23 protein-coding genes are annotated in these 22,994 nt (G+C 68.8%); 14 read left to right on the top strand and 9 right to left on the bottom strand.

The features are described from left to right. The first annotated feature begins 19 nt into the window (after positions 1-19). The 3 genes from EV649_RS13605 (at position 20) to EV649_RS13595 (ending at position 1,921) form a co-directional block, all read left to right on the top strand. Complete coding sequence (locus tag EV649_RS13605; protein ID WP_130383811.1) at positions 20-988, top strand: zinc-binding dehydrogenase; 969 nt, start codon at positions 20-22, stop codon at positions 986-988. Beyond that, positions 989-1,492, top strand: coding sequence for a GNAT family N-acetyltransferase (locus tag EV649_RS13600; RefSeq protein ID WP_130383810.1), 504 nt, complete (start codon positions 989-991; stop codon positions 1,490-1,492). 132 nt (positions 1,493-1,624) lie between these two features. After that, positions 1,625-1,921: a WhiB family transcriptional regulator gene (locus EV649_RS13595; protein ID WP_130383809.1), complete on the top strand. Its 297-nt coding sequence runs from the start codon at positions 1,625-1,627 to the stop codon at positions 1,919-1,921. On the opposite strand, the gene EV649_RS13590 is transcribed toward EV649_RS13595, so the two are convergent. After that, positions 1,918-3,156 (bottom strand): sodium:proton exchanger, encoded by a 1,239-nt coding sequence (locus EV649_RS13590; RefSeq protein ID WP_130383808.1) that lies wholly within the window; start codon positions 3,154-3,156, stop codon positions 1,918-1,920. The genes EV649_RS13595 and EV649_RS13590 overlap by 4 nt on opposite strands. Positions 3,157-3,271: 115 nt before the next feature. On the opposite strand from EV649_RS13590, the gene EV649_RS13585 reads away from it, so the two are divergent. Continuing rightward, positions 3,272-3,622, top strand: a complete 351-nt coding sequence (locus EV649_RS13585) for a metalloregulator ArsR/SmtB family transcription factor (protein ID WP_130383807.1) — start codon at positions 3,272-3,274, stop codon at positions 3,620-3,622. Here EV649_RS13585 and EV649_RS13580 read toward each other — a convergent pair. The 5 genes from EV649_RS13580 to EV649_RS13565 all read right to left on the bottom strand — a co-directional run bounded on the left by EV649_RS13580 (position 3,619) and on the right by EV649_RS13565 (position 9,495). Continuing rightward, positions 3,619-4,338 (bottom strand): AAA family ATPase, encoded by a 720-nt coding sequence (locus EV649_RS13580; RefSeq protein WP_130383806.1) that lies wholly within the window; start codon positions 4,336-4,338, stop codon positions 3,619-3,621. The genes EV649_RS13585 and EV649_RS13580 overlap by 4 nt on opposite strands. Before the next feature lie 17 nt (positions 4,339-4,355). Further along, positions 4,356-4,532, bottom strand: a complete 177-nt coding sequence (locus EV649_RS41125; protein WP_165546322.1) for a DUF6104 family protein — start codon at positions 4,530-4,532, stop codon at positions 4,356-4,358. Between the two features lies 1 nt (position 4,533). Next, positions 4,534-8,361 carry a multifunctional oxoglutarate decarboxylase/oxoglutarate dehydrogenase thiamine pyrophosphate-binding subunit/dihydrolipoyllysine-residue succinyltransferase subunit gene (locus tag EV649_RS13575; RefSeq protein WP_130383805.1) on the bottom strand — a complete coding sequence of 1,276 codons (3,828 nt, stop codon included), beginning with the start codon at positions 8,359-8,361 and terminating at the stop codon, positions 4,534-4,536. 429 nt (positions 8,362-8,790) lie between these two features. Beyond that, positions 8,791-9,198, bottom strand: coding sequence for a DUF3052 domain-containing protein (locus tag EV649_RS13570; RefSeq protein WP_130383804.1), 408 nt, complete (start codon positions 9,196-9,198; stop codon positions 8,791-8,793). Between the two features lie 9 nt (positions 9,199-9,207). After that, positions 9,208-9,495, bottom strand: coding sequence for a hypothetical protein (locus tag EV649_RS13565; protein ID WP_130383803.1), 288 nt, complete (start codon positions 9,493-9,495; stop codon positions 9,208-9,210). 71 nt (positions 9,496-9,566) lie between these two features. Between EV649_RS13565 and EV649_RS13560 the strand changes: the two genes are divergently transcribed. The 5 genes from EV649_RS13560 to EV649_RS13540 all read left to right on the top strand — a co-directional run bounded on the left by EV649_RS13560 (position 9,567) and on the right by EV649_RS13540 (position 15,569). After that, entirely contained in the window at positions 9,567-10,535 is a 969-nt protein-coding gene (locus tag EV649_RS13560) for a helix-turn-helix transcriptional regulator (protein WP_198682494.1), read from the top strand. Between the two features lie 123 nt (positions 10,536-10,658). Then, a complete protein-coding gene (locus EV649_RS13555) occupies positions 10,659-11,330 on the top strand; it encodes a FadR/GntR family transcriptional regulator (RefSeq protein ID WP_130383802.1) in 672 nt (223 codons plus the stop codon). A 134-nt stretch (positions 11,331-11,464) separates the two neighbouring features. After that, on the top strand, positions 11,465-11,674 hold the full coding sequence (locus EV649_RS13550) for a DUF6343 family protein (RefSeq protein WP_130383801.1): 210 nt from the start codon (positions 11,465-11,467) through the stop codon (positions 11,672-11,674). Positions 11,675-11,823: 149 nt separating this feature from the next. Next, complete coding sequence (locus EV649_RS13545; protein ID WP_130383800.1) at positions 11,824-13,404, top strand: ATP-binding cassette domain-containing protein; 1,581 nt, start codon at positions 11,824-11,826, stop codon at positions 13,402-13,404. A gap of 134 nt (positions 13,405-13,538) precedes the next feature. Beyond that, on the top strand, positions 13,539-15,569 hold the full coding sequence (locus EV649_RS13540; protein WP_347233137.1) for a copper-translocating P-type ATPase: 2,031 nt from the start codon (positions 13,539-13,541) through the stop codon (positions 15,567-15,569). Here EV649_RS13540 and EV649_RS13535 read toward each other — a convergent pair. Next, positions 15,546-16,091: a TetR/AcrR family transcriptional regulator gene (locus EV649_RS13535; RefSeq protein WP_130383798.1), complete on the bottom strand. Its 546-nt coding sequence runs from the start codon at positions 16,089-16,091 to the stop codon at positions 15,546-15,548. The genes EV649_RS13540 and EV649_RS13535 overlap by 24 nt on opposite strands. A 65-nt stretch (positions 16,092-16,156) precedes the next feature. Between EV649_RS13535 and EV649_RS13530 the strand changes: the two genes are divergently transcribed. Further along, the gene (locus EV649_RS13530) at positions 16,157-16,453 is read left to right on the top strand and encodes a DUF2218 domain-containing protein (protein WP_130383797.1); all 297 of its coding nucleotides are present in this window, start codon (positions 16,157-16,159) and stop codon (positions 16,451-16,453) included. Between the two features lie 60 nt (positions 16,454-16,513). On the opposite strand, the gene EV649_RS13525 is transcribed toward EV649_RS13530, so the two are convergent. Next, a complete protein-coding gene (locus tag EV649_RS13525) occupies positions 16,514-17,125 on the bottom strand; it encodes a DUF305 domain-containing protein (protein WP_130383796.1) in 612 nt (203 codons plus the stop codon). 53 nt (positions 17,126-17,178) lie between these two features. Beyond that, on the bottom strand, positions 17,179-17,529 hold the full coding sequence (locus tag EV649_RS13520) for a DUF6153 family protein (protein ID WP_130383795.1): 351 nt from the start codon (positions 17,527-17,529) through the stop codon (positions 17,179-17,181). Positions 17,530-17,651: 122 nt separating this feature from the next. Here EV649_RS13520 and EV649_RS13515 point away from each other — a divergent pair, with 122 nt between their 5' ends. The 4 genes from EV649_RS13515 (at position 17,652) to EV649_RS13500 (ending at position 22,872) form a co-directional block, all read left to right on the top strand. Further along, a complete protein-coding gene (locus tag EV649_RS13515; RefSeq protein ID WP_130383794.1) occupies positions 17,652-18,998 on the top strand; it encodes a cytosine permease in 1,347 nt (448 codons plus the stop codon). A 31-nt stretch (positions 18,999-19,029) separates the two neighbouring features. Next, the gene (locus EV649_RS13510; RefSeq protein ID WP_130383793.1) at positions 19,030-20,589 is read left to right on the top strand and encodes a hydantoinase/oxoprolinase family protein; all 1,560 of its coding nucleotides are present in this window, start codon (positions 19,030-19,032) and stop codon (positions 20,587-20,589) included. Between the two features lie 109 nt (positions 20,590-20,698). Continuing rightward, entirely contained in the window at positions 20,699-21,766 is a 1,068-nt protein-coding gene (locus tag EV649_RS13505; protein WP_130383792.1) for a DUF917 domain-containing protein, read from the top strand. After that, entirely contained in the window at positions 21,763-22,872 is a 1,110-nt protein-coding gene (locus tag EV649_RS13500; RefSeq protein WP_130383791.1) for a DUF917 domain-containing protein, read from the top strand. The genes EV649_RS13505 and EV649_RS13500 overlap by 4 nt, the downstream gene beginning before the upstream one ends. Positions 22,873-22,994 lie beyond the last annotated feature (122 nt).

The following is a 22,994-nucleotide window of genomic DNA, read 5'->3' as shown; positions in this document are numbered from 1 at the left end:
ACCGCCTAGGGTGGTTCGCATGCTTGCTGCTTATGCCGCCAAGTTCGATGCCGAGAACCCGATCGCCGCGTTGGAGGTGGGGGAGCGGCCCGATCCGACGGTGCCTGAGGGGTGGGTGACGATCGACGTACGGGCGACTGCGCTCAACCATCACGATCTGTGGTCGTTGAAGGGGGTCGGGCTGGCCGAGCAGAGTCTGCCGATGATCCTCGGGTGTGACGCGGCGGGTGTGGACCCGGACGGGAACGAGGTCGTCGTGCACGCGGTGGTCTCGGACCCGGCGTGGAAGGGCGACGAGACGCTCGACCCGAAGCGGTCGCTGCTGAGCGAGCGGTACCAGGGCACGCTGGCACAGAAGGTCGCCGTACCGGCGCGGAACGTCGTACCGAAGCCGGCCGGGATGAGTTTCGAGCAGGCTGCGTGCCTGCCGACGGCGTGGCTGACGGCGTACCGGATGCTGTTCACGCAGTCGGGGCTGAAGCCGGGTGACACGGTCCTCGTGCAGGGCGCGGGTGGTGGTGTCGCGACGGCGCTGATCACGCTGGCGCGGGCCGCCGGGATCCGGGTGTGGGCGACCAGCCGGGACGAGGGCAAGCGGGCCAAGGCGGTCGAGATCGGGGCGCACGACGCGTTCGAGTCCGGCGCGCGGCTTCCGGAGCGGGTCGACGCGGTGATGGAGACGGTCGGGCAGGCGACGTGGTCGCACTCGCTCAAGTCGCTGAAGCAGGGCGGCACCCTGGTGATCTCCGGCGCGACCAGCGGCCAGGCGCCGAAGTCGGCCGAGCTGAACCGGATCTTCTTCCTGCAGCTCCGGGTGCAGGGCTCGACGATGGGCACCCGGACCGAGCTCGCCGAGTTGGTGCAGTTCATGGCGAACGCCGGGATCTCGCCACACATCGACACGGTCCTGCCGCTCGCCGAGGCCCGCACCGGCTTCGAGAAGATGAATGCGGGCGACGTCTTCGGCAAGATCGTTTTTACTGTCTGAATGCAACCCGAGATCAGGCCGGCCACGGTCGAGGACGCCGAGGCCGGCGCGTGGTGTCATCTGTTGTGCTGGCGGGAGGCGTACGCCGATCTGGTGGCGGCCGACGTCCTGCTCGAGCGGACGTCCGACATCGACCGCCGTACCGAGCGCTGGGCGACCCGGCTGGGCGAGGGGGACACGCGCTGGATCGCCCTGAACCCGGATCCTGCCGCGCCGATCCAGGACCGGGTGGTCGGCTTCGTCGGCACCGGGCCCGGCCGTGACGAGGACGCGCCGGTGCCGTTCGAGCTGGAGGCGATCTACATCCGCCAGGCGTTCTGGAAGACCGGCCTGGGCGCCCGGCTGTTCGACGTTGCCGTCGGCAAGGAGCCGGCGTTCCTCTGGGTCTTCGAGGGGAACGAGCGGGCGCAGCGGTTCTACCGCCGGCACGGATTCGAGCCGGACGGCGTCGGCAAGCACGACCCGTACTTCGACCTGTGGGAGATCCGGCTGGTCCGGAGATAGTGCCAGCGGCACATCTGTGACACCGAACCGGTGTGACGTTTCACGGCTGAAACATTCGCGTCGCACCGGGGCAACGCGACGGGGTCACTCTGTTCCTACGATCCGCCTGATCGATGAGGAGCGATGAAGCCCATGAGGCCCACTTTGACGGTGATTGTCGACCCGGCCGACAACTGGATGGTGAAGGCCGCGTGTGTCGGTCAGGCGCCGTCGTACGACGAGACGGCCAGCACGTGGGAGCAGCGCAAGGCCCAGGCCATCTGCCTGACGTCGTGCCCGGTGATCGAGGAATGCCGGGAGTGGGCCCGCCGGACCAAGTTCACCGGCACCGCCGCGGGCGAGAAGTTCCTCGCCGGCCGCCGCCGCGGTCGCCCCGGCCCGCAGGAACGCCGTACCCGCCCGATCATCGAAGAGCAGCAGGCCAGCTAGACGTTGACGAGCTCGTCGGCGCGTTCCGCGTCGACGGGCTCTGCAGAGGTACGCCGGAACGGGGCCAGGATCGTCGGCACCAGCTGCTTGCGGTTGTGGATCGCCGCGCCGACCGCGAGCGCCAGGTAGATCACGCTGATCACGTAGCGCCCGGTCTGACCCGGTACGGCGAACTGGATCGCGAAGAGACCCAGCAACGTCCACGCCGCCCACCGCGGGAAGCGCAGGTTCAGCAGGATCGCGAGGCCGAGCAGCGTCTGCGTGGCGGTCAGCAGGAACTCCTCGACCTGCCGGCCGTCCAGGTGCAGCGCGGCACCCCCGCCACCGACCCCGTAGGCGATCGGCAGGCTCCCGATCAGCAGCGTCCACTGGTTCACCTTGGCCGAGATCAGCAGACCCAGCGCCGCGGCGCCCTTGCCCCGCCACGCGAACAGCAGCGCCACGATGAACTCCGGTGCCTCGGACGCCAGCGGAGCCAGCCACTGGACCAGCAGGAACTGGTCGATCCCCAGCGTGCGACCGCCCGCGACGAGCGAGTCCGCGAACGGCTCGGCCGCCGCCAGAATGACCCCGGCCGAGACCAGGAACATCGCGGTCACGGTGATCCGCCGGTGAAGCTTAGGCAGCGCACCGATCGTCGCCGCCGGTCCGATCAGGTCCGGCTCGTCGTCGTGCTCCGACGTCGCCGCCCGGTACAGGTAGAACGCGAAGAACGCGAGCAGCAGGATTCCCAGGAACAGGTGGATCTCGCCGGTCACCGGGATCACGAACGCGACCACACCGGCGACAGCGAGGAAGCCCAGCTCACGCCGGTACCCGGTCTCCAGTACGAGCGCCTTGACCGAGCGCCCGCTGCGCCGCGAAGCGACGTACAGGCTGATCAGCACGACGCTGGACCAGCCGAGGCCGAGCAGCAACCGGTTCGATCCGGTCATGTTGGCGGCGGCGTACTGCACGTACTCCGGGTTCGAGCCGGCGGTGTGCGCGAAGTACAGGTCTACGGCGTACTCCGGCAGTACGGCGATGACCGCGAGTAGCGCGATCGCCAGACCGCCCGAGATGTCCATCTCCGCCGCTTCCGCCGCCCAGGCCAGCACGAACGATGCGGCGACCACGGCGAGACCGAAGATCAGGATCGAGGCGAGCGCCGGGGGATGGGTGCCGGTGACCCGGAGGACGACCGCGGGGATCGCCACCAGGAGCAGCAACAGAACAGGGCGGAGAGCTCGGAACACGCCTTCCAGCCTGCCACCGTTTCGATACTTTCGCAATTGCGAAAGTGTGAGACCGTCCTCACCACGGCACGCCGGGCTGCCCGGAGACCGCCTGAGCGGTCACAATGACTGCGCGATGATCAACCCTGAACCGACGAAGGCGCAGCTCGATTCCGCCGCGGGCACCTTCGCCATGCTCTCCGCTCCGGTCCGGCTGCACCTGGTGTCGCTGGCCGCTCAGGGGGAGTACGACGTCGGCACCCTGGCGGAGCGGGTCGGCGTCAGTATCGCCACCGCCAGCCAGCACCTCGGCAAGCTCCGGCTGGCCGGGATCATCACCGCACGCCGCGAGGGCCGCCGCCACATCTACACCGTCGACGACCCCCACGTCCTGAACCTCGTCGACCAGATCTTCGAACACATCGCCCCCGACGGCACCCTGGCCCCCGACCCACCCCGCCGTACGAGACCGCCACACACGAACTAGAGCACGTGGCGCAGGTAGCGCTCGGGTGTCTGGAGGTAGGCCTTCCAGTTCTGGACGAGTTCTAGGTCTTCCCAGGTCGTACGCCGGATGCCCCACTCGCCGACCTCGAGGATCGCCGCGCCGGGCAACGAGCAGACGACTGGTGAGTGGGTCGCGCACAGCACCTGCGCCCCACCTGCCGTCAGCTCGTTCAGCACTCCCACCAATGCCAAGCTGGAGCTGAACGACAGCGCGGATTCGGGCTCATCCAGGCAGTACAGCCCGGGGCTGTCGAAGCGGCTGCGCAGGAGTTCGAGGAAGCCTTCGCCGTGGCTCAGCTCATGGAACTGTGGATCGGGACGCATGCCCGGGTTCTGCTCCAAGTAGGTGTAGTAGCCGTGCATCGTCTCGGCCCGCAGGAAGAAACCCCAGCGGGCTGACCCGGCACCTCGCGTGAGGGTGAGGTCGCGGGACAGTGGCGACTCGGACTCGCGGGTGGTGAGGCGGGCTCCGGTGGAACCGCCCTCCGGGGACATCCCGAACGCGATGGCGATCGCCTCGACCAGGGTGGACTTGCCGGCGCCGTTCTCGCCGACCAGGAACGTGACGCCGGGGTCGAGGTCCAGGCCGTCCGTCAGCAGTTGGCGGACGGCGGGGATCGTGTGCGGCCAGTGTCCGGACGCGCGAATGCCCTCCGCCGCGGCAACCCGTCGTACGGGCTGGGAGGCGAAGGGCATTCACTCAGGCTAGAGGATCAGTCGTCCTCGTCGTCCAAGCGGGCGAGCCAGGTGGCGAACCGCTCGATCGGCGTCTCGAACTCCGGGTTCAGGTCGACGAACTCGCGCAGCCGCTCGGCCACGAAAGCGAGCGTGACATCTTCCTCGCCACGCCGCTTCTCGAGCTCCTCGATCCCGCGGTCGGTGAAGTACACGTCAGCTGAACGCCTGCTTCAGGAGCGTCGCCTGCTCGGTGCCGTGCACACCGTGCGAGCCGACCGCCGGGGCGGACATGGCCGGCCGGGACACCCGGTAGAACGGCTTGCCGCCCAGGTGCTCGGTCAGGTTCAGCGCCATGAACGGCCACGGGCCCTGGTTCGCCGGCTCGTCCTGCACCCAGCGGATCTCGGTCGCATTCGGGTACTTCGCCAGCTCGGCGACGATCTCGTCGGCGGGCAGCGGGTAGAGCTGCTCGACCCGGAGGATCGCGGTGCTGATCTTGTCCGCCTCGACCTTCTTCCGCTCCGCGAGCAGGTCGTACACGATCCGGCCGGAGGCCAGGATCACCCGCTCGACTCCTGCCGCGCTCGCCTCGGCCTCGGCGTCGCCGAGCACCGGCTTGAAGGTGCCATGGGTCAGCTCCTCCGGCTGCGACACCGCCTCCTTGCGCCGCAGCAGCTGCTTCGGCGTGAAGACGATCATCGGGACGTGCTCCTCGCCGAGCGTGTGCCGGCGGAGCAGGTGGAAGTACGACGCCGGGGTCGACGGCTGCGCCACGGTCATCGCGTCCTCGGCGCACAGCTGCAGGAACCGCTCGATCCGGGCCGAGGTGTGGTCCGGGCCCTGGCCCTCGTAGCCGTGAGGCAGCAGCAGTACGACGCCGGACTTCTGGCCCCACTTCGCCTCACCGGACGAGATGTACTCGTCGATGACCGACTGGGCGCCGTTCACGAAGTCGCCGAACTGCGCCTCCCACAGCACCAGCGCCTCCGGCCGCGCCACGGAGTACCCGTACTCGAAGCCGAGTGCGGCGTACTCGCTGAGCAGCGAGTCGTAGACGTAGAAGTTCCCCTGGCCGCCCTCGTCCAGGTGCTGCAGCGGGACGTGGTCCTGCCCGTTGACCCGGTCGATGACGGCGGCGAACCGCTGCACGAATGTGCCGCGGCGGCTGTCCTGACCGGCGAGCCGGACCGGGCGGCCGTCGAGCAGCAGCGAGCCGAAGGCGGTCATCTCCGCGCTGGCCCAGTCGAGCGGGCCCTCGGTGATCGCATGCGCCCGGCGCTGCAGCTGCGGCTGCACCTTCGGGTGCACGGTGAAGCCGTCGGGCAGCGTGGTGTACGCGTCGGCGATCTTCTTCAGCACCTCACGGCTGATCGCGGTCGCGTCGGGGCCGTCCGGCTTGTCCGGGTACTCCGGAGCGGTCACGTACGGCGGCGGGGTGTCCGGCTCGTTCTTCGCGTCGCGGACCTCGGCGAACACCCGCTCCAGCCGCTGCTGGAAGTCCTGCATCGCCTGCTCGGCCTCTTCGATCGTGATGTCGCCACGACCGATCAGGGCCTCGGTGTACAGCTTGCGGACCGAGCGCTTCTGCTCGATCAGGTCGTACATCAGCGGCTGGGTGAAGCTCGGGTCGTCGCCCTCGTTGTGACCGCGGCGGCGGTAGCAGACCAGGTCGATGACGACGTCCTTGTTGAACGCCTGCCGGTACTCGAAGGCGAGGTCCGCGACCCGGATGCAGGCCTCGGGGTCGTCGCCGTTCACGTGGAAGATCGGCGCCTGCACCATCCGGGCCACGTCGGTGGAGTACATCGACGAGCGGGACGACGCCGGCGAGGTGGTGAAGCCGACCTGGTTGTTCACGATCACGTGGATCGTGCCGCCGGTCCGGTAGCCGCGCAGCTGGGACAGGTTCAGCGTCTCCGCCACGACGCCCTGGCCAGCGAAGGCCGCGTCACCGTGCACCAGCAGCGGCAGCACCGGGAACGCGGCGCCGCGGTCCAGGAGGTCCTGCTTGGCCCGGACGATGCCCTCGAGCACCGGGTCGACGGTCTCCAGGTGCGACGGGTTCGCCGCCACCGAGACCTTGATCTTGTCGCCGAACTCGGAGACGAACTCGCCCTCGGCGCCCAGGTGGTACTTGACGTCACCGGAGCCCTGCACGGTCCGGGGGTCGATGTTGCCCTCGAACTCCCGGAAGATCTGGCCGTACGACTTGCCGACGATGTTCGCCAGCACGTTCAGCCGGCCGCGGTGCGCCATGCCGATCGCGACCTCGTCCAGCCCGGCGCCGGCCGCCTCCTCGCAGATCTCGTCGAGCAGCGGGATGGTGGTCTCCGCGCCCTCGAGCGAGAAGCGGCGCTGACCGACGTACTTGGTCTGCAGGAAGGTCTCGAACGCCTCGGCCTCGTTCAGCTTGGCCAGGATCCGCAGCTGCTCCTCGCGCGGCGGCTTGGTGTGCGGCCGCTCGACCCGCTCCTGGATCCACTTGCGCTGCTCGGGGTCCTGGATGTGCATGTACTCGATACCGGTGGTCCGGCAGTACGAGTCGCGCAGGATGCCGAGGATCTCGCGGAGCTTCATGAACCGCCGGTCGTTGCCGCCGAACGAGCCGGTGGCGAACTCGCGGTCCAGGTCCCACAGCGTCAGGCCGTGGGTGGCGACGTCGAGGTCCGGGTGGCTGCGCTGCTTGTACTCCAGCGGGTCGGTGTCGGCCATGATGTGGCCGCGCACCCGGAACGCGTGGATCAGCTCCAGGATCCGGGCCTGCTTGCTGATGTCCTCCTCGTGGCTGTGCGGGAGGTCGGCGGCCCAGCGGATCGGCTCGTAGGGGATCCGCAGCGACTGGAAGATCTCGTCGTAGAAGCCTTCGCCGCCGAGCAGCAGCTGGTGGATCCGGCGCAGGAACTCACCCGACTGGGCGCCCTGGATGATCCGGTGGTCGTACGTCGAGGTCAGCGTCATCACCTTGCTGACCGCGAGCTTGGCCATCGTCTCCTCAGCCGCGCCCTGGTACTCCGACGGGTACTCCATCGCGCCGACGCCGATGATGCAGCCCTGGCCGGTCATCAGCCGCGGCACCGAGTGCTGCGTGCCGATCGTGCCGGGGTTGGTCAGGCTGATCGTGGTGCCCTGGAAGTCCGGCAGCGCCAGCTTGTTGTCGCGGGCCCGGCGGACGATGTCCTCGTAGGCCATCCAGAAGTCGGCGAACGTCATCGTCTCGGTCGCCTTGATCGACGGCACCAGCAGCTGCCGGGTGCCGTCCGGCTTCTGCATGTCGATGGCCAGGCCGAGGTTGATGTGCGCCGGGTGGACCAGGGTCGGCTTGCCGTCGGTCTCGTCGTACGACGCGTTCATGTCCGGCAGCGTCTTCAGCGCCTTGACCAGCGCCCAGCCGATCAGGTGGGTGAAGGACACCTTGCCGCCGCGGGCGCGCTTGAGGTGGTTGTTGATGACGATCCGGTTGTCGATCAGCAGCTTGACCGGCACCTGGCGAACGCTGGTCGCGGTGGGGACCGTGAGGCTGGTCTCCATGTTCTGCGCAGTCCGCGCCGGGGCGCCGCGCAGGATCAGCCGCTCGGAGTCCGCGCTGGTCGCGGGGGCGGGCTTGGTCTGAGCGCTGGGCGGCTGGTTCACCGTGCCTCCGGTCGGGCCCGCCGTCTTGGCAGGAGGACGCTGTGCTTCGGGAGCGGCGTGCGCAGGGGCCGGGGTGCTGGTGGGGGCCTGGGCGGCCGGGGTCGCCGCCGTCGCCGGGGTCGCCGCCGCGGCTGCGGCAGCGGGGGCGCTCTGGGCGGGCGCGGACGTCGCCGTACCGCGGCTCGGCGCCTCGGGGGTCTTGTTGTCGGACACCGCGTCCGGTCGGGGAGCGTCGGCCGGGGCGGTCTTCACCGGCGTCGCTTCACCTGGCTTGTACGTCTTGAAGAAGTCCAACCACGCCGGATCCACCGAGTTCGGGTCCTGCTGGTACTTCTCGTACAGCTCGTCGACCAGCCATTCGTTCGCACCGAAGGCTGCTAGGGGATTGGTGTCTGATGGCTCGGTGGCCACTTGGCAGTTCGCCTCTTCCGATTTCGGGTCCGGTACCGCGGTTCGTTAATGCTGATGTTATGGGTGGTGTCCCAAGCAAAGGCTAATAGCAGGGGGACCACTTCCACAGCTCGGGACCACCGGACCAGTGTGTCGAGTGGTCGGGCTCTGGCGACCGGATCCATCGGCACCTGAAACACTGCCCACAAAGGTGTTTCAGGCCACATGCCGTCCTCTCACCGCCCGCCGGTGCGGAGAGCAACGGTCATAGCTCCGGGACGCCTTGCAGAACTGGCTTTCCGGCGGTCCGTCACGGCCGGTGAGTACGGCGTCCTGAGCGTGGCTGCCCACTGTATGCAGTTGTCCACTCGCCACCCGTGACGATCAGCACTGCGCAAAAGTGTGGTCAACGTCACGCTCTAAATCAGTCCACCTGGGCATGATTGGCCTTCATCGGCTCGACAGTCTCCGGACCAGCTTCAGACCCGACCAGGTCGCGTCGATCGCGCACACCTTGACGTCGACGACACCGAGCGGCAAGGCCAGTTCGCGGATCCAGTTCTCGTCGAGATCGGTCGGTACCCCGGAGGATCGCTTCGGCCAGGCGGTCCAGATCATGCCGGCGGTGGTGGTCCTGGCGAGCAGGGTCGGCAGCCGCTTCGTCAGCCGGGCCCGGTCGGGGCAGAACATCAGCACGACGTCGTACGGCGTACGTCCGGCTCGGCGCGCTACCGGCGTACCGGGCGGGAGTCCTTCGATCACGAAACCGGCCGGGGCGTTGTCGAGCAGGACGTGGTGGTCTGCCTTGATTCCGAGCTTGGCGGCGAGCGGCTTGCCCGAGTACCCCGGAGTGCCCATGAACGGATGCTAGGCGGTCGCCTCCTCGAGGGTTCGCAGTTCGGGGGCGGCGTGGGTGCTGGAGACGGCGGCGGAGAGCGGGGTCTGCCAGATCTTCTCGAGGACCTGGGCGAAGGTTGTGGCGTCCTCGCGGGTGTCGAAGTCGAGGTCGATGTGGACCGTGGCGGGGTCATCGACGGGGCGGCTGATGCGGTACGCGAGCACGTGGTGGTCGCGGCGGGCGCGGTCGTAGCGGTCGAAGGCCGCCTTCCACGCGTCGTAGTCGGCGATGGTGTTCTCGATGTGGAGTGTGATCATGCGATCAGCGTGAGCCTGCCGGGTGGTGCCGGCCCATCCCCGATCCTGGGGATCTTTCGTACGCTCACACTGTGCGGGATCGGGTGGAGCGACTGTGTTCCGGCACGCTCGACGCCAAGGTGCTGCGCGAGCGGGCGCTGGCCGAGCTGCGGCGTGCGGTGCCGTTCGACGCCCACGTCTGGACCCTCACCGACCCGGTCACTCGGATCGGCACCTCGCCTCTGGCCGACATCCCAGGCCTGTCCTGGCCGGATCTTCCCGCCCTCATCCTGGCGCGGTACATGCGCTGGACCAACCTCCTGGTGGGTGCCGGCCCAGTCGTATGGCGTCGTACGGATGACGTCGACGTGTTGACCGCGGTCTTCGCAGACCGCTTCGGCTGTTGGGCGTGGCTGGACCTCTGGCGCACAAGCACCTCGCCCTTCACGTCGAACGAACGCGATCTGGTCGCGTCCGTCATACCGTTCCTGACCACTGCTCTCCGAAGCGCCCAGGCAAGGACCTTCACGACCCCGCTCCCGCCTCCGTCTGGCGGGCCGGCCGTTCTTGTCCTCAGCGCCGATCTGCAGGTCCAGGTCGGCACGCCCGCGGCTCGCGAAGCCCTGCAGCGGTTGAACCCGCCGGACGATCCCGCCGTGGTCGAGCAGGCGATCCCGGCGGCCGCGTACAACCTGGCGGCAGCTCTCGTTGCTGCTGAGAACGGCGTACCGATCGGGCCGCCCTGGTCACGCGTCCACCTCGGTGCCGGCCGTTGGGTCACTCTCCGGGCCGCCCGCACGGCGCCCGACTCCGACATCGCGGTCACCATCGAGGAGTCGACGCCCGCTGAACGCCTGGAAGTCTTCGCCCTCGCGCACGCTCTGACACCCCGCGAACGCGAGATCCTCGCCGAACTGACCACGGGGGCCGACTCACGCCACCTCGCCGAGCGCTTTGTCCTGTCCGAACACACAGTCAACGACCACGTCAAGGCGATCCTCGCCAAGACCGGCGCCTCCACCCGCCCGACCCTTCTCGCCCGGGTTGCCGGCACGGGTTGATGTACCTAAGAACAGGAGGTGGTGGGTGAAATCGGCCCGGCGGTGGGCTGCTGCAGGCGGGAGGGGTTCGCCGGCCGAGCACTACTACCTGTTCTTAGGCTCGGCTGGCGGCATACTTACGGGATGGCGTTGACGGATGAGGCGATCGTCAAGATCAAGGGGATGATCACCTCGGGGGAGCTCGGGCCCGGGGACCGGTTGCCGAAGGAGGCGGATCTCGCCGCCCGGCTGGGGTTGTCGCGGAACTCGCTGCGGGAGGCGGTCAAGGCGCTCACGCTCGTCAACGTGCTGGACGTGCGGCACGGCGACGGGACGTACGTGACCAGCCTCGACTCGGCGCATCTGCTGGACGCGCTGAACTTCATGGTCGACCTGCACCGCGACGACTCGGTGCTGCAGTTCTTCGAGGTACGGCGCTTGCTCGAGCCCGGTGTGGCGGCGCTGGCCGCGACGCGGATCAGCCCGGAACAGGTGACCGAACTGCGACTGTTGACGAGCGATCTGGCGCCGGATGCCTCGGTCGAGGAGCTGGTCGCGAACGACCTGCGCTTCCATCGCGGGATCGCCGAGGCGACCGGGAACCAGGTGGTCTGCTCGCTGCTCGACGGGATCTCCGGCGCGACCCAGCGGGCCCGGATCTGGCGCGGTGTCACCCAGGCTGGCGCGGTCGAACGCACGCTCGCCGAGCACGCCGCGATCCTGGACGCCATCGAGATCCGCGACGCGGAAGCGGCCCGCGCCTGGATGACCGCCCACATCGCCGGCGTCGAAACCTGGCTCCGCAAGGCCTCCTAGGAGTACATCGGAGGTATGCGGTTCTGAATGCCGCGACTCCGTCGCGGCGGGTCATGGGGCTGTAACTCCCGGCCTTCCCTCGTCGCTCCGGTCGCTTCGCTCCCTCCGCTCCTCAGTCCAGGCCGGGAGGCCCCATGACCGGCGAACCACCTCCACCTCGTAGTGCGTTGACGCTGCGGATTGTGCTGGCGGCGTTCGGCGTGGCGCTGTTCGTGGCGGCCGCGGTGTTGGCCGTCGTCTATGACCTTCCGACTGGATGGGTGATTGTCTTCGGGGTGTTCGCCGTGGTCGCGCTGGTCGACCTGGTGATCGTTGCCCGGCGCAAGCGTTCGGAAAATGGTTGATCAACCCAACCAGGATCCGTAAGCTTGGGGTGTCACATTCCCGAGGGCAGGGGTTCGAGTTGTCGAACTGAGGTCTTTCTCCGCAACCGATTGATCGCCACCGTTCTGGTGTGCGGTCTCGTTCGAGACCTCAGCTGGAGTCAACTCTCATGAGCATTTCTCTGTCCTGTACCGACCTCTTCTTCGCCTGGCCCGACGGCGAGGTGCTGTTCGACGGCCTGACGTTCGTCGCCGGCCCGGTTCGTTCCGGCCTGGTCGGCCGCAACGGCGCCGGCAAGTCGACGCTGCTCCGGCTGATCGCCGGCCGGCTCACCCCGCAGCGCGGGGCGATCCGGGTCAGCGGCGAGCTCGGGTACCTGCCGCAGGACCTGACCCTCGACACCTCGTTGCGGGTCGACCAGGCGCTCGGCATCGAGGCCGTCCGGCGGGCGATCACCGCGATCGAGTCGGGTGACGCCTCGGAGGAGAACTTCGCGATCGTCGGCGACGAGTGGGACGTCGACGAACGTGCCGAGGCGCTGCTCGGCAAGCTCGGGCTGGGCTCGATCGGCCTCGACCGCAGCGTCGGCGAGCTGTCCGGCGGCGAGACGATCCTGCTCGGGCTCGCGGCCGAGTTGCTACGGCGTCCCGACGTACTGCTGCTCGACGAGCCGACCAACAACCTCGACCTGCGGGCGCGGCGACATCTGTACGACGCTGTGGACCAGTTCCGTGGTGCTTTGGTGATCGTCAGCCACGACCGGGAGCTGCTGGATCGCGTCGACCAGATCGGGGACCTGCGCAAGGGCGAGGTCACCTGGTACGGCGGGAACCTGACGGCCTACGAGGAGGCGGTCGCCGTCGAGCAGGAGGCCGCGGAGCGGATGCTGCGGGCGGCCGAGGCCGACGTACGGAAGCAGAAGAAGGATCTGGTCGAGGCGCGGATGAAGATGGATCAACGCCGGGCCCGCGGGCAGCGTGCCTTCGAGCAGGGCGGGATCCCGAAGATCATGGCCGGCAACCTGAAACGCGGTGCGCAGGTGTCGGCGGGCAAGCATCTCGGGATGCAGTCCGAGCGGCTCGACTCGGCGCAGGAGGCGCTCGCGGACGCGGAGGAGAAGGTCCACGACGACGACGCGATCCGGGTCGACCTGCCGAAGACCGCCGTACCCGCCGGGCGCGTCGTGCTGCGGCTGGAAGATCACGTACTGCGGACCGGGGCGCACGTCGACCTGGAGATCCGTGGTCCGGAGCGGATCGCGCTGACCGGATCGAACGGTGCCGGGAAGACCACGCTGCTGCAGTCGATCGTGGCGGGGGAGTTGCCGGCCGTGCCCTTCCGCTACCTGCCGCAGCGGCTCGACCTACTGCGGGACGACCTGTCGATTGTGGACAACCTGGCGTTGCTGGCTCCGAGTACGGAGAACCAGGAGCGGCGGGCGCGGCTGGCGCGGTTCCTGTTCCGTGGGCGGGCGGCGGATCAGTTGGTCAGCACGCTGTCCGGCGGCGAACGCTTCCGGGCGACGTTGGCGGCACTGCTGCTCGCGGAACCGCCGCCGCAGTTGCTGATGCTGGACGAGCCGACGAACAACCTCGACCTCGCCAGCGTGGCGCAGCTGAAGGACGCGTTGGCGTCGTACAACGGAGCGCTCGTGATCGCCAGTCACGACGTGCCGTTCCTGCGCGACATCGGCATCACGCGGTGGGTGGAACTGACACCGGAGACACTGACCGACATCGATCCGCTCTAGCCGGCTCGGGAGTAAGCCCCGTCACCTTCGGGTGGCGGGGCTTTTCCATGCCTTGATTTCTGATACCCCCTAGGGGTATCTTCTGAGGCATGAACGAGCATGAGCAGCACGAACACGGTGGTCACGAGGACCACATGAACCACGGCGGGCATGATGCGCACGGTGGTCACGGTGGGCACGGGGATCATGCGGCGCAGTTCAAGGACCGGTTCTGGATCAGCCTGGGGCTGGCAGTGCCGGTGGTGTTCTTCAGTGAGATGTTCGCGGACCTGCTGGGGTACAAGCGGCCGGAGTTCCCCGGGTCGGGGCTGATCGCGCCGGTGCTCGGCACGGTGATCTTCGTGTACGGCGGGCAGCCGTTCCTGACCGGGGGATGGAGCGAACTGAAGTCGCGGCGCCCCGGGATGATGCTGCTGATCTCGATGGCGATCACCGTCGCGTTCGTCGCCTCGTGGGTGACCACGTTGCAGCTCGGCGGGTTCGACCTGGACTTCTGGTGGGAGCTCGCGCTGCTGATCGTGATCATGCTGCTCGGGCACTGGCTGGAGATGCGGGCGCTCGGTGCCGCATCCGGTGCGCTCGACGCCCTGGCCGCGCTGCTTCCGGACTCGGCCGAGAAGGTCACCGACGACGGGGTCGTCCAGGTGTCGCTGCACGAGTTGCAGGCCGGCGACGTCGTACTGGTGCGTTCCGGCGGACGTGTGCCGGCGGACGGCGCCGTGGTCGAGGGGCAGGCCGAGGTCGACGAGTCGATGATCACCGGCGAATCGCGGCCGGTGTCGCGGGCCGTCGGTGACGCCGTGGTCGCCGGAACTGTTGCCACTGACAACGCTCTGCGCGTCGAGATCACCGCGGTCGGCGACGACACGGCTCTGGCCGGCATCCAGCGGTTGGTGGCCGAGGCGCAGGCCTCGTCGTCCCGTGCGCAGGCACTCGCGGATCGCGCCGCCGCGTTCCTCTTCTACTTCGCGTCCATCGCCGGCCTGATCACGTTCGTGGTCTGGGCGCTGCTCGGCAAGTTCGACGAGGCCGTGACGCGAACCGTGACCGTCCTGGTGATCGCCTGCCCGCATGCCCTCGGGCTGGCCATCCCGCTGGTGATCGCGATCTCCACGGAGCGTGCGGCCAAGGCCGGCGTACTCGTGAAGAACCGGTTGGCGCTGGAGCGGATGCGGACGATCGACGCGGTCCTGTTCGACAAGACCGGCACGTTGACAAAGGGCGAGCCGGCCGTCACCGGGGTCGCGACTGTCGAGGCGGTGTCGCACGACGAGTTGCTGGAGCTGGCGGCGGCGGTCGAGTCCGACAGTGAACACCCGTTGGCGAAGGCGATCGTTCGCGCACATTCCGACCGGGTGCCAGTGGGCGCTGGGCGTGTGGTGGCGACGGACTTCCGGTCGCTCACCGGCCGGGGTGTGCAGGCGACCGTCGGCGGTGCGGAGGTTGCGGTCGGCGGACCGGCGTACCTGCGGGAGAACGGCCTGACCGAGCCGGACGCGCTCGACGCGGAGGTCGCGGACTGGAAGGCTCGCGGGGCTGCGGTGCTGCATGTGGTTCGGGATGGACAGGTGCTGGGTGCGATCGCGCTCGAGGACGCGGTCCGCGAAGAGTCCCGGCAGGCGGTCGCCGCGCTGCACAAGCGTGGGGTGAAGGTCGCAATGATCACCGGCGACGCGCACCAGGTCGCCGAGGCGGTGGCGAAGGAACTGGGCATCGATGAGGTATTCGCCGAGGTGCTGCCGCAGGACAAGGACGCCAAGGTCGCGGAGCTGCAGTCCCGTGGGCTGAAGGTCGCGATGGTCGGTGACGGGGTGAACGACGCCCCGGCGCTGGCCCGGGCCGAGGTCGGGATCGCGATCGGCGCCGGCACCGACGTCGCGATCGAGTCCGCCGGCGTCGTTCTCGCCGCCGACGATCCGCGCGCCGTCCTCTCGGTCATCGACCTGTCCAAGGCGAGCTACCGCAAGATGTGGCAAAACCTCGTCTGGGCCACCGGCTACAACGTGATCACGGTCCCGCTCGCCGCCGGAGTGCTCGCGTTCGCCGGAGTGGTCGTCTCACCCGCCGTCGGCGCCCTCCTGATGTCGATCTCCACGATCGTCGTGGCCCTCAACGCCCAGCTGCTCCGCCGCCTCAACCTCTCACCCACCCGGCTGGCCGCGTAGCCCGTCCAACGTGACCTGCACCAGGCGCCGTACCGCCGCTTTCGACGGTACGGCGCCTGCTGCTTGGAGAGCGTGCACGCAGTACGTCGCCAACTCCTTCGGCGGTACGTCGACGCGCACGTCACCCAACCGCTCCGCGATGAACTCCACCAGATGCTCGCGGGCGTGACCGACCTGCTCCGACCGATGCAGCGAATGGGCGGCCTCGGTCGGCGGGTGCTCGTGGCAGATGAACGCGTACGTCTCCAGCACGTCGTCGATGCGGTGGGTCCGCTCCCAGATCTCGGAGAGCTGTTGCAGGTGCCCGGCGACCTGACGCTGGTGCCAGGCAGCGAGGGTCGAGTCGACGTCGGCGAAGTACTTGTAGAGCGTCGCCCGCCCGACACCGGCGCGGTGCGCGACCTCGGCCATGGTGATGCCGGTCAGGCCGCGTTCGGCGACGAGGGCCGCGGTGGCGTCGAGGATCGCTTCCCGGACCGCCTGGCGGTGGGTGGCGATGCTCTCGTTCCACAACTTCGGCATGGCTGGATTCTAGCGGGACAGTCTGCCTATGATCGAGACACAGTGTCTCGAAAAAGGAGGACGCCGTGGCTGCTCTCGAAGCGCGGCTCGGTACGGCGCGTGCGGATCGGTATCTCGCCCAGCTGACGAGTCATCTCTCGCACGGCCCGGGTGGGTTGACGGTGCTGTCCACGTCCGCCGAGGAGCTGGTCGTCGACCTCGGTACGGCGACCTGGTCGGTGCGTGCTGCGCCCGAGGAGTTGGTGCTGCGGATCGAGTCGGACGACGTGGCCGAGCTCGAGCAGCAGAGCGCCCGAGTTGCGCACCGGGTCGAGCAGATTGCGCGACGCGACGGGTTGCAGGTCACCTGGAAGTCCGCCTAGCCCGTTCTCCGGAAAGAAGTTGCCGCTGGGCGACGATTTCTTTCCGGAGAACAGGGCCGGTCAGGCGGTGGGCAGCCTGCCGAGGAGCCTTTGCATGGTGGCGATCTCGGTGGTTTGAGCGGTCTGGATCTTCTTCGCCAGGGCGACCGAGGCGGCGTCCTTGCCGGTGGTCTGTTCGGTCTTGGCCATGGCAACCGCGCCCTGGTGGTGCTTGATCATCATCTCGACCCACATCCGGTCGAACATGCTCCCGGTCGCCCGGTTCAGGTCGTCCATCTCCTGCGGGCTCATCATCCCGGCCATGGTGTGACCGCTGTGTTCGTTGGGCGTCGGCACCGGCTTGCCCCAGCCGGTCAGCCACCCGGAGAGTTGCTCGATCTCCGGTGCCTGCGCGGCCTTGATCGCGGTCGCGAGGCTCTTCACCTCGGCGGTGGTTGCCTTCCGCAACGCCAGGTCCGCCATCGTCACGGCCTGCTGGTGGTGCGGGATCATCTGCGTCGCGAACGCCACATCCGCGTCGTTGAAGGCAGCCGCGGCCGACGCCGGCGTACTCGGGCTGCCGTGGCTCATCCCCGGCATCGAGCCGGCGTCCGAGTCGCCGCAGCCGGCGGCGCCGAACACGGCGGCGAGAAGGGCGGCCGAAGCCGCGGTCGTACGGTAGACGTGCGTCATCACATTCCTAGGGGTCGTCGAAATCGGGTACGGCGGAACAGGCGCACGTCGGCCTATATCCGCAGTACACCCAACGACGACACCAATCGAGGCGGCGACCGTTCCCCCAGCACGAACCGTGCACTCGTGGCGGGCAACGACACCGCCCGCCAGACCAGCTGACTCCGCAATCCCAGCGCCAACGCGAGCAGCAGCACGAGCCCGGTCAGCACCGCCATGCATGCCCCACCCATGTCGTGCATGTCGTCCAACGGATCGACATGCACCCCGACCGGCTCGGTATGCGTCATCACCATGCCTGGCGCGGCCATCGCGGCGTCGTGGTGAGACGTGAGTCCGTGCATGGCGAATACACCGGCGACTACTGTGAGTACGCCGAGCAACCGCAGCATGCGACCGGCCATCGCGACAAGAGTAGCGAGCTGGGCCGGTTGCACAGTCAGCACCCACCGGCTGTGCAGATTCCACGGTGAGGCCCCAGGACAACCGTCGTACGTTCGATGAAATCCCAGGGCTGGAGGTTTCCATGGCCGGTACATCTGTTGGTGCGGACGACTACGCGCTCGCCAGGGTCCCTGACCACGCGCGGTACTCGTGGTGGTCGGTCGCGACCCAGCGCTTCGGGCAGATCTCGGCGCTCAGTCAGTTCCTGCTCGGCGCGACGCTCGGGTTCGGCATGAGTTTCTGGACCGCGTTCTGGGCGCTCACGCTCGGCGCGGTGATCCTCGAACTGGTGGCGATCCTGATCGGTGTCATCGGCACCCGCGAGGGCCTGCAGACCTCGGTGATCGCTCGCTGGACCGGGTTCGGCCAGGCCGGCTCGTCGCTGATCGGTCTGGCGATCGGGATCAGCCTGATCGGCTGGTTCGGGATCCAGTCGGCGGTGTCCGCGGCCGGCCTGAGCCAGCTGATCGGCGTCCTGCCGACCTGGGGCTGGTCGCTCGTCTTCGGCCTCGCCGTCACGCTCGTCGTCCTGCGCGGCTTCCACTCGATGGCCTGGGTCGCGTACGTGACCGTCCCGGCCTTCCTGCTCCTGGTCGGCTGGTCGATCATCAGCGAACTGTCCGACCACAGCTTCGGCTCGCTGGTCAACGCCGCACCGGCCGGTCCGCACCTGAGTCTGCTGGAGGGTACGACGCTGGTCGCCGGCGGATTCATCGTCGGCGCGGTGATCACGCCGGACATGACCCGCTACAACCGGACGGTCGGCGACGTGGTCAAGCAGACCGTGCTCGGCATCACCCTCGGCGAGTACGTGATCGGTCTGGTCGGCGTACTGCTGGCGCACGCGATCGGCTCGGCGAACGTGGTCACCATCGTCACCTCGTCGGTCGGCTGGGTCGGCACGCTGGTGATCATCCTCGGCACGATCAAGATCAACGACTGGAACCTCTACAGCTCCGGCCTCGGCGTGGTGAACTTCATCGGCACCGTCTTCGGCCGGCACGTCAACCGGGCGGCCGTCACGCTCGTGGTCGGTGTCCTCGGCAGCGTGCTCGCGGCGGGCGGGATCCTGGATAAGTTCACCGACTTCCTGATCGTGCTCGGCGTCGCGTTCCCGCCGATCGCCGGGATCATGGTCGCGGAGTACTTCGTCGTGAAGCGCTGGCGCCCCGACCTCGAGGCCTCCCGCGCGACCGGCACACTGCCCGCGACCGCCCCGACCTGGGTGCCGGCCACGATCGTGATCTGGATCGGCGCCGCGCTGATCGGCAAGTACGTCGCGTGGGGCCTGCCGAGCATCAACTCGCTCCTCGTCGGCTTCCTGGCGTACGTCGTGGCGGGCAAGCTCGGACTGATCCGCGGCCTCGGGACGAGCCGCACGATGGACAGCGAGACGGCCGCGCCGAACGCCGTACCCGCCACCAGCTGAGCAACTGAGTCACCCAACGGGAGGATCTGCAATGCGTATCGGCATCGATGTCGGTGGCACGAACACCGACGCCGTGCTGCTGGACGGCACGACCGTGCTGGCGGCGAACAAGTCGGCGACCAGCGCGGACGTGACGGCCGGCATCATCGACACCCTGGACCGGCTGCAGGCGGAGCGATCCTTCGACCCGGCGCAGGTGCAGGCCGTGATGATCGGCACCACACACTTCATCAACGCGCTCGTCGAGGCGCGGCGGCTGGCACCGACCGCGGCGCTGCGGCTCGGACTGCCCGCGACCGCGTCGCTGCCGCCGCTGGTCGACTGGCCCGAGCGGCTGGTCGAGGCGATCAGCGGCCGCAGCTACCTGGCGCACGGCGGTCACGAGTTCGACGGCCGGCACATCGCCGAACTGGACCCGGAGGAGCTGCGCCGGCACGCGGCGGACATGGTCGCGCACGGCGTTCGGTCGGTGGCGATCTCGTCGGTGTTCTCGCCCGTGAGCAACGAGTTCGAGCTGCGTGCGGCCGAGATCCTGCGGTCCGAGCTCGGCGACGACGTGGCGATCTCGATGTCGCACGAGATCGGCCGGATCGGCCTGCTGGAGCGGGAGAACGCGACCATCATCAACGCCGCGCTCCGTGAGCTGGCGGCCAGCATCGTCGACGGACTGTCCGGTGCGGTCGCCGGTCACGGCATCTCCGCACCGCTGTACCTGAGCCAGAACGACGGCACGCTGATGGACGTCGACTTCGCCCGCCGGTACCCGGTCGCCACGTTCGCGTCCGGCCCGACCAACTCGATGCGTGGCGCGGCGCTGCTGTCCGGCCTCGACACGTGCGCGGTCGTCGACGTCGGCGGTACGACGAGCGATGTCGGCGTACTCACGCACGGCTTCCCGCGGGAGGCCACGACCGAGGTCGACGTCGCAGGTGTGCGGACCAACTTCCGGATGCCCGACGTACTGAGCATCGGAATCGGCGGTGGCAGTCTGGTGGCCGAAGGCAACGACCAGGTGACTGTCGGGCCGCGGTCCGTCGGCTATCGGTTGACCGAGGAAGCGCTCGTCTTCGGCGGCAAGACGCTGACCGCGACGGACATCGCGGTGGCGGCCGGCCGGGCTGACGTCGGTGATTCCGCTGCGGTTGCCGATCTGGATCCGACGCTGGTGAAGTCGGCTCTCGCGCGAGTGGCTGCGGACATCGCGGATGCGGTGGAACGGATGCGTACGTCACCGGATCCGCTGCCGGTGGTGGCGGTCGGAGGTGGGTCGATCCTGCTGCCGGACGATCTTCCCGGGAGTCTCGCCGTACATCGGCCGGATCACTTCGCGGTCGCGAACGCGATCGGTGCCGCGATCGCGCAGGTCGGCGGCGAGGTCGACCGGGTGTACGCGATTGATCCGGGCCGCCGGGACGCGGTGGTCGACGAGGCTCGGCAGGAGGCCGTCGACCGCGCGATCGCGGCCGGCGCCGACCCCGCAGCCGTGCGGATCGTGGACTTCGACGAGGTCCCGATCCCGTACCTCCCCGGCAACGCAACCCGCATCCGCTGCAAGGCGGTCGGCGACCTGCGGCTGGGGGAGACCCGATGAGCGCGGACCTCCAGGCCATCACAAATGCGCCGCGAGCGGCCGGCCACGCGGGACGGGCGGCCAAGACCGCAATTGTGATGGGCCTGACGTCCGGGGTGGAGTGGTTGCGATGAAGCTGCGTGCCGAAGATCTGGGGCCCCTCGCCCGCGGTGCCGCCGTGCTGGGCACCGGGGGTGGCGGGGACCCACACATCGGGCGACTGCTGGCCGAGCAGGCGTTGCGCGAGCACGGGCCGGTCGAGATCGTTGCCGTCGGCGACCTTCCGGACGACGCGTGCGTACTCCCGGTGGCGATGATGGGCGCGCCGACCGTGATGGTGGAGAAGCTGCCGTCGGCCGACCAGATCTCGGTCGCGGTCGAGACGCTGGCCAAGTACGTCGGGAAGACGCCGACCCACCTGGCCTGTATCGAGGCCGGCGGGGTCAACTCGACCGTCCCGGTGATCGCCGCCGCACAACTCGGGCTGCCGCTGGTGGACGGCGACGGCATGGGACGCGCGTTCCCCGAACTCCAGATGGTGCTGCCGACGCTCGCGGGCATCGAGGCGACGCCGATGTCGATCGTCGACGAGAAGGGCAACCGCGGCGTCTTCGACACGATCACCAACGAATGGGCCGAACGGCTGGCGCGCTCGGCGACCATCGACATGGGGTGCTCGGCGATCGTCTCGCTGTACGCGATGACCGGCGCGGAGGCCCGTGGCTCGTTCGTCGCCGGCACCCTCAGCAAGTGCGTCACGATCGGCCGCGCCATCGAGCAGGCGCAGCGTTCGCACACCGATCCGGTCGCGGCAGTCGTGCACGAGTTGGGCGGTCGACTGCTGCACGTCGGCAAGGTCGTCGACGTGCAACGCCGTACGACGACCGGCTTCGCGCGCGGTGACGCGGCGGTCGACGGACTGGATGCCTCACACGGCCGGCTGCTGGTGCTGCGGTTCCAGAACGAGCACCTGGTCGCGGAGCTCGACGGTACGGCGGTGGCGACCACGCCGGATCTGATCATCGTGCTCGACACCGAGTCCGGCGAGCCGATCACCACCGAGGCCCTGCGCTACGGCCACCGGGTGAGCGTGTTGGCCGCACCGGCCGACGAACGCTGGCACTCCCCGGAAGGTATCGAGCTGGTCGGCCCGCGGTACTTCGGCTACGACCTCGACCCGATCCGGGCACTGTCATGAGCTGGCAGCTCGGACTTGAGCACTTGAAGGATCTCGCCCGCGGGGCGGCGATCCTCGGGACAGGTGGCGGCGGTGACCCGCTGATCGGGCGGCTGCTCGTCGAGCAGGCGATCCGTGAGCACGGCCCGATCACGGTGCTCGATCCGGACGAGCTGGACGACGACGCGTTCGTCATCCCGACCGCGCAGATGGGCGCGCCGACCGTGATCGTGGAGAAGATCCCGCGCGGCAGCGAACCGGTCGGCGCCCTGCGCGCGCTCGAGAAGCACCTCGGCCGGCGCGCCGACGCGACGATGCCGATCGAGTGCGGCGGCATCAACTCGATGATCCCCCTGCTCGTCGCCGCGCGCACCGGGCTGCCGGTCGTCGACGCGGACGGGATGGGGCGGGCGTTCCCCGAACTGCAGATGGAGACGTTCTCGGTGTACGGCGTACCGGGGTCGCCGATGGCGATCGCCGGAGAACACGACGAGACCGTGGTGATCGACACCGGCGCGGACAACAAGCAGATGGAGTGGCTGGCGCGCGGGATCACGATCCGGCTCGGCGGGGTCGCGCACATCGCGGAGTACTCGATGACGGGCGCCGAGGTGAAGCGGACCGCCGTACCGCGGACGCTGTCGATCGGGTTGTCGATCGGGCGCGCGGTCCGGGAGGCGCGGGCGGCGCACGAGGATCCGATCGAGGCTGTGCGGGCGGCGCTGGCTCCGACGCTCTACAACCACCTGCGGGTGCTGTTCCGTGGGAAGGTCGTCGACGTGGAACGCCGTACCCTTGAGGGCTTCGCGCGCGGGCGGGCCCGCTTCACCGGGTTCGACGGTACGTCGCAGCTGGAGCTGCGGTTCCAGAACGAGAACCTGGTCGCGGAGGTCGACGGTGAGGTGGTGTGCACCGTGCCGGACCTGATCTGCGTACTGGAGGCGGACACCGCGGAGCCGATCACCACCGAGGGCCTGCGCTACGGCCAGCGCGTGACCGTGGTGGGCATCTCGACGCCGGACCTGATGCGAACACCTGAGGCGTTGGCGGTGTTCGGCCCGTCCTGCTTCGGGCTGGACGTCGAGTTCGACCCCGTCGAGCGCCGTACTGAGGTGCTCGTCCCATAGCCCTCGGCCCGCCGCGCTGACCCCTCCACGGCGGGCCGAGGTTCCACCACTCACCAACCGCCCTGATCGTGGGACCGCCACGCTCAGCCCGGCTCATTTGGCGCGTTTACTGAGTGCCACAG

The sequence above is a fragment of the Kribbella sp. VKM Ac-2569 genome, assembly GCF_004216905.1.
Taxonomy (GTDB): domain Bacteria; phylum Actinomycetota; class Actinomycetes; order Propionibacteriales; family Kribbellaceae; genus Kribbella.
Note: the sequence above shows the minus strand (reverse complement) of the source record. Positions and strands in the feature narration are given on the sequence as shown.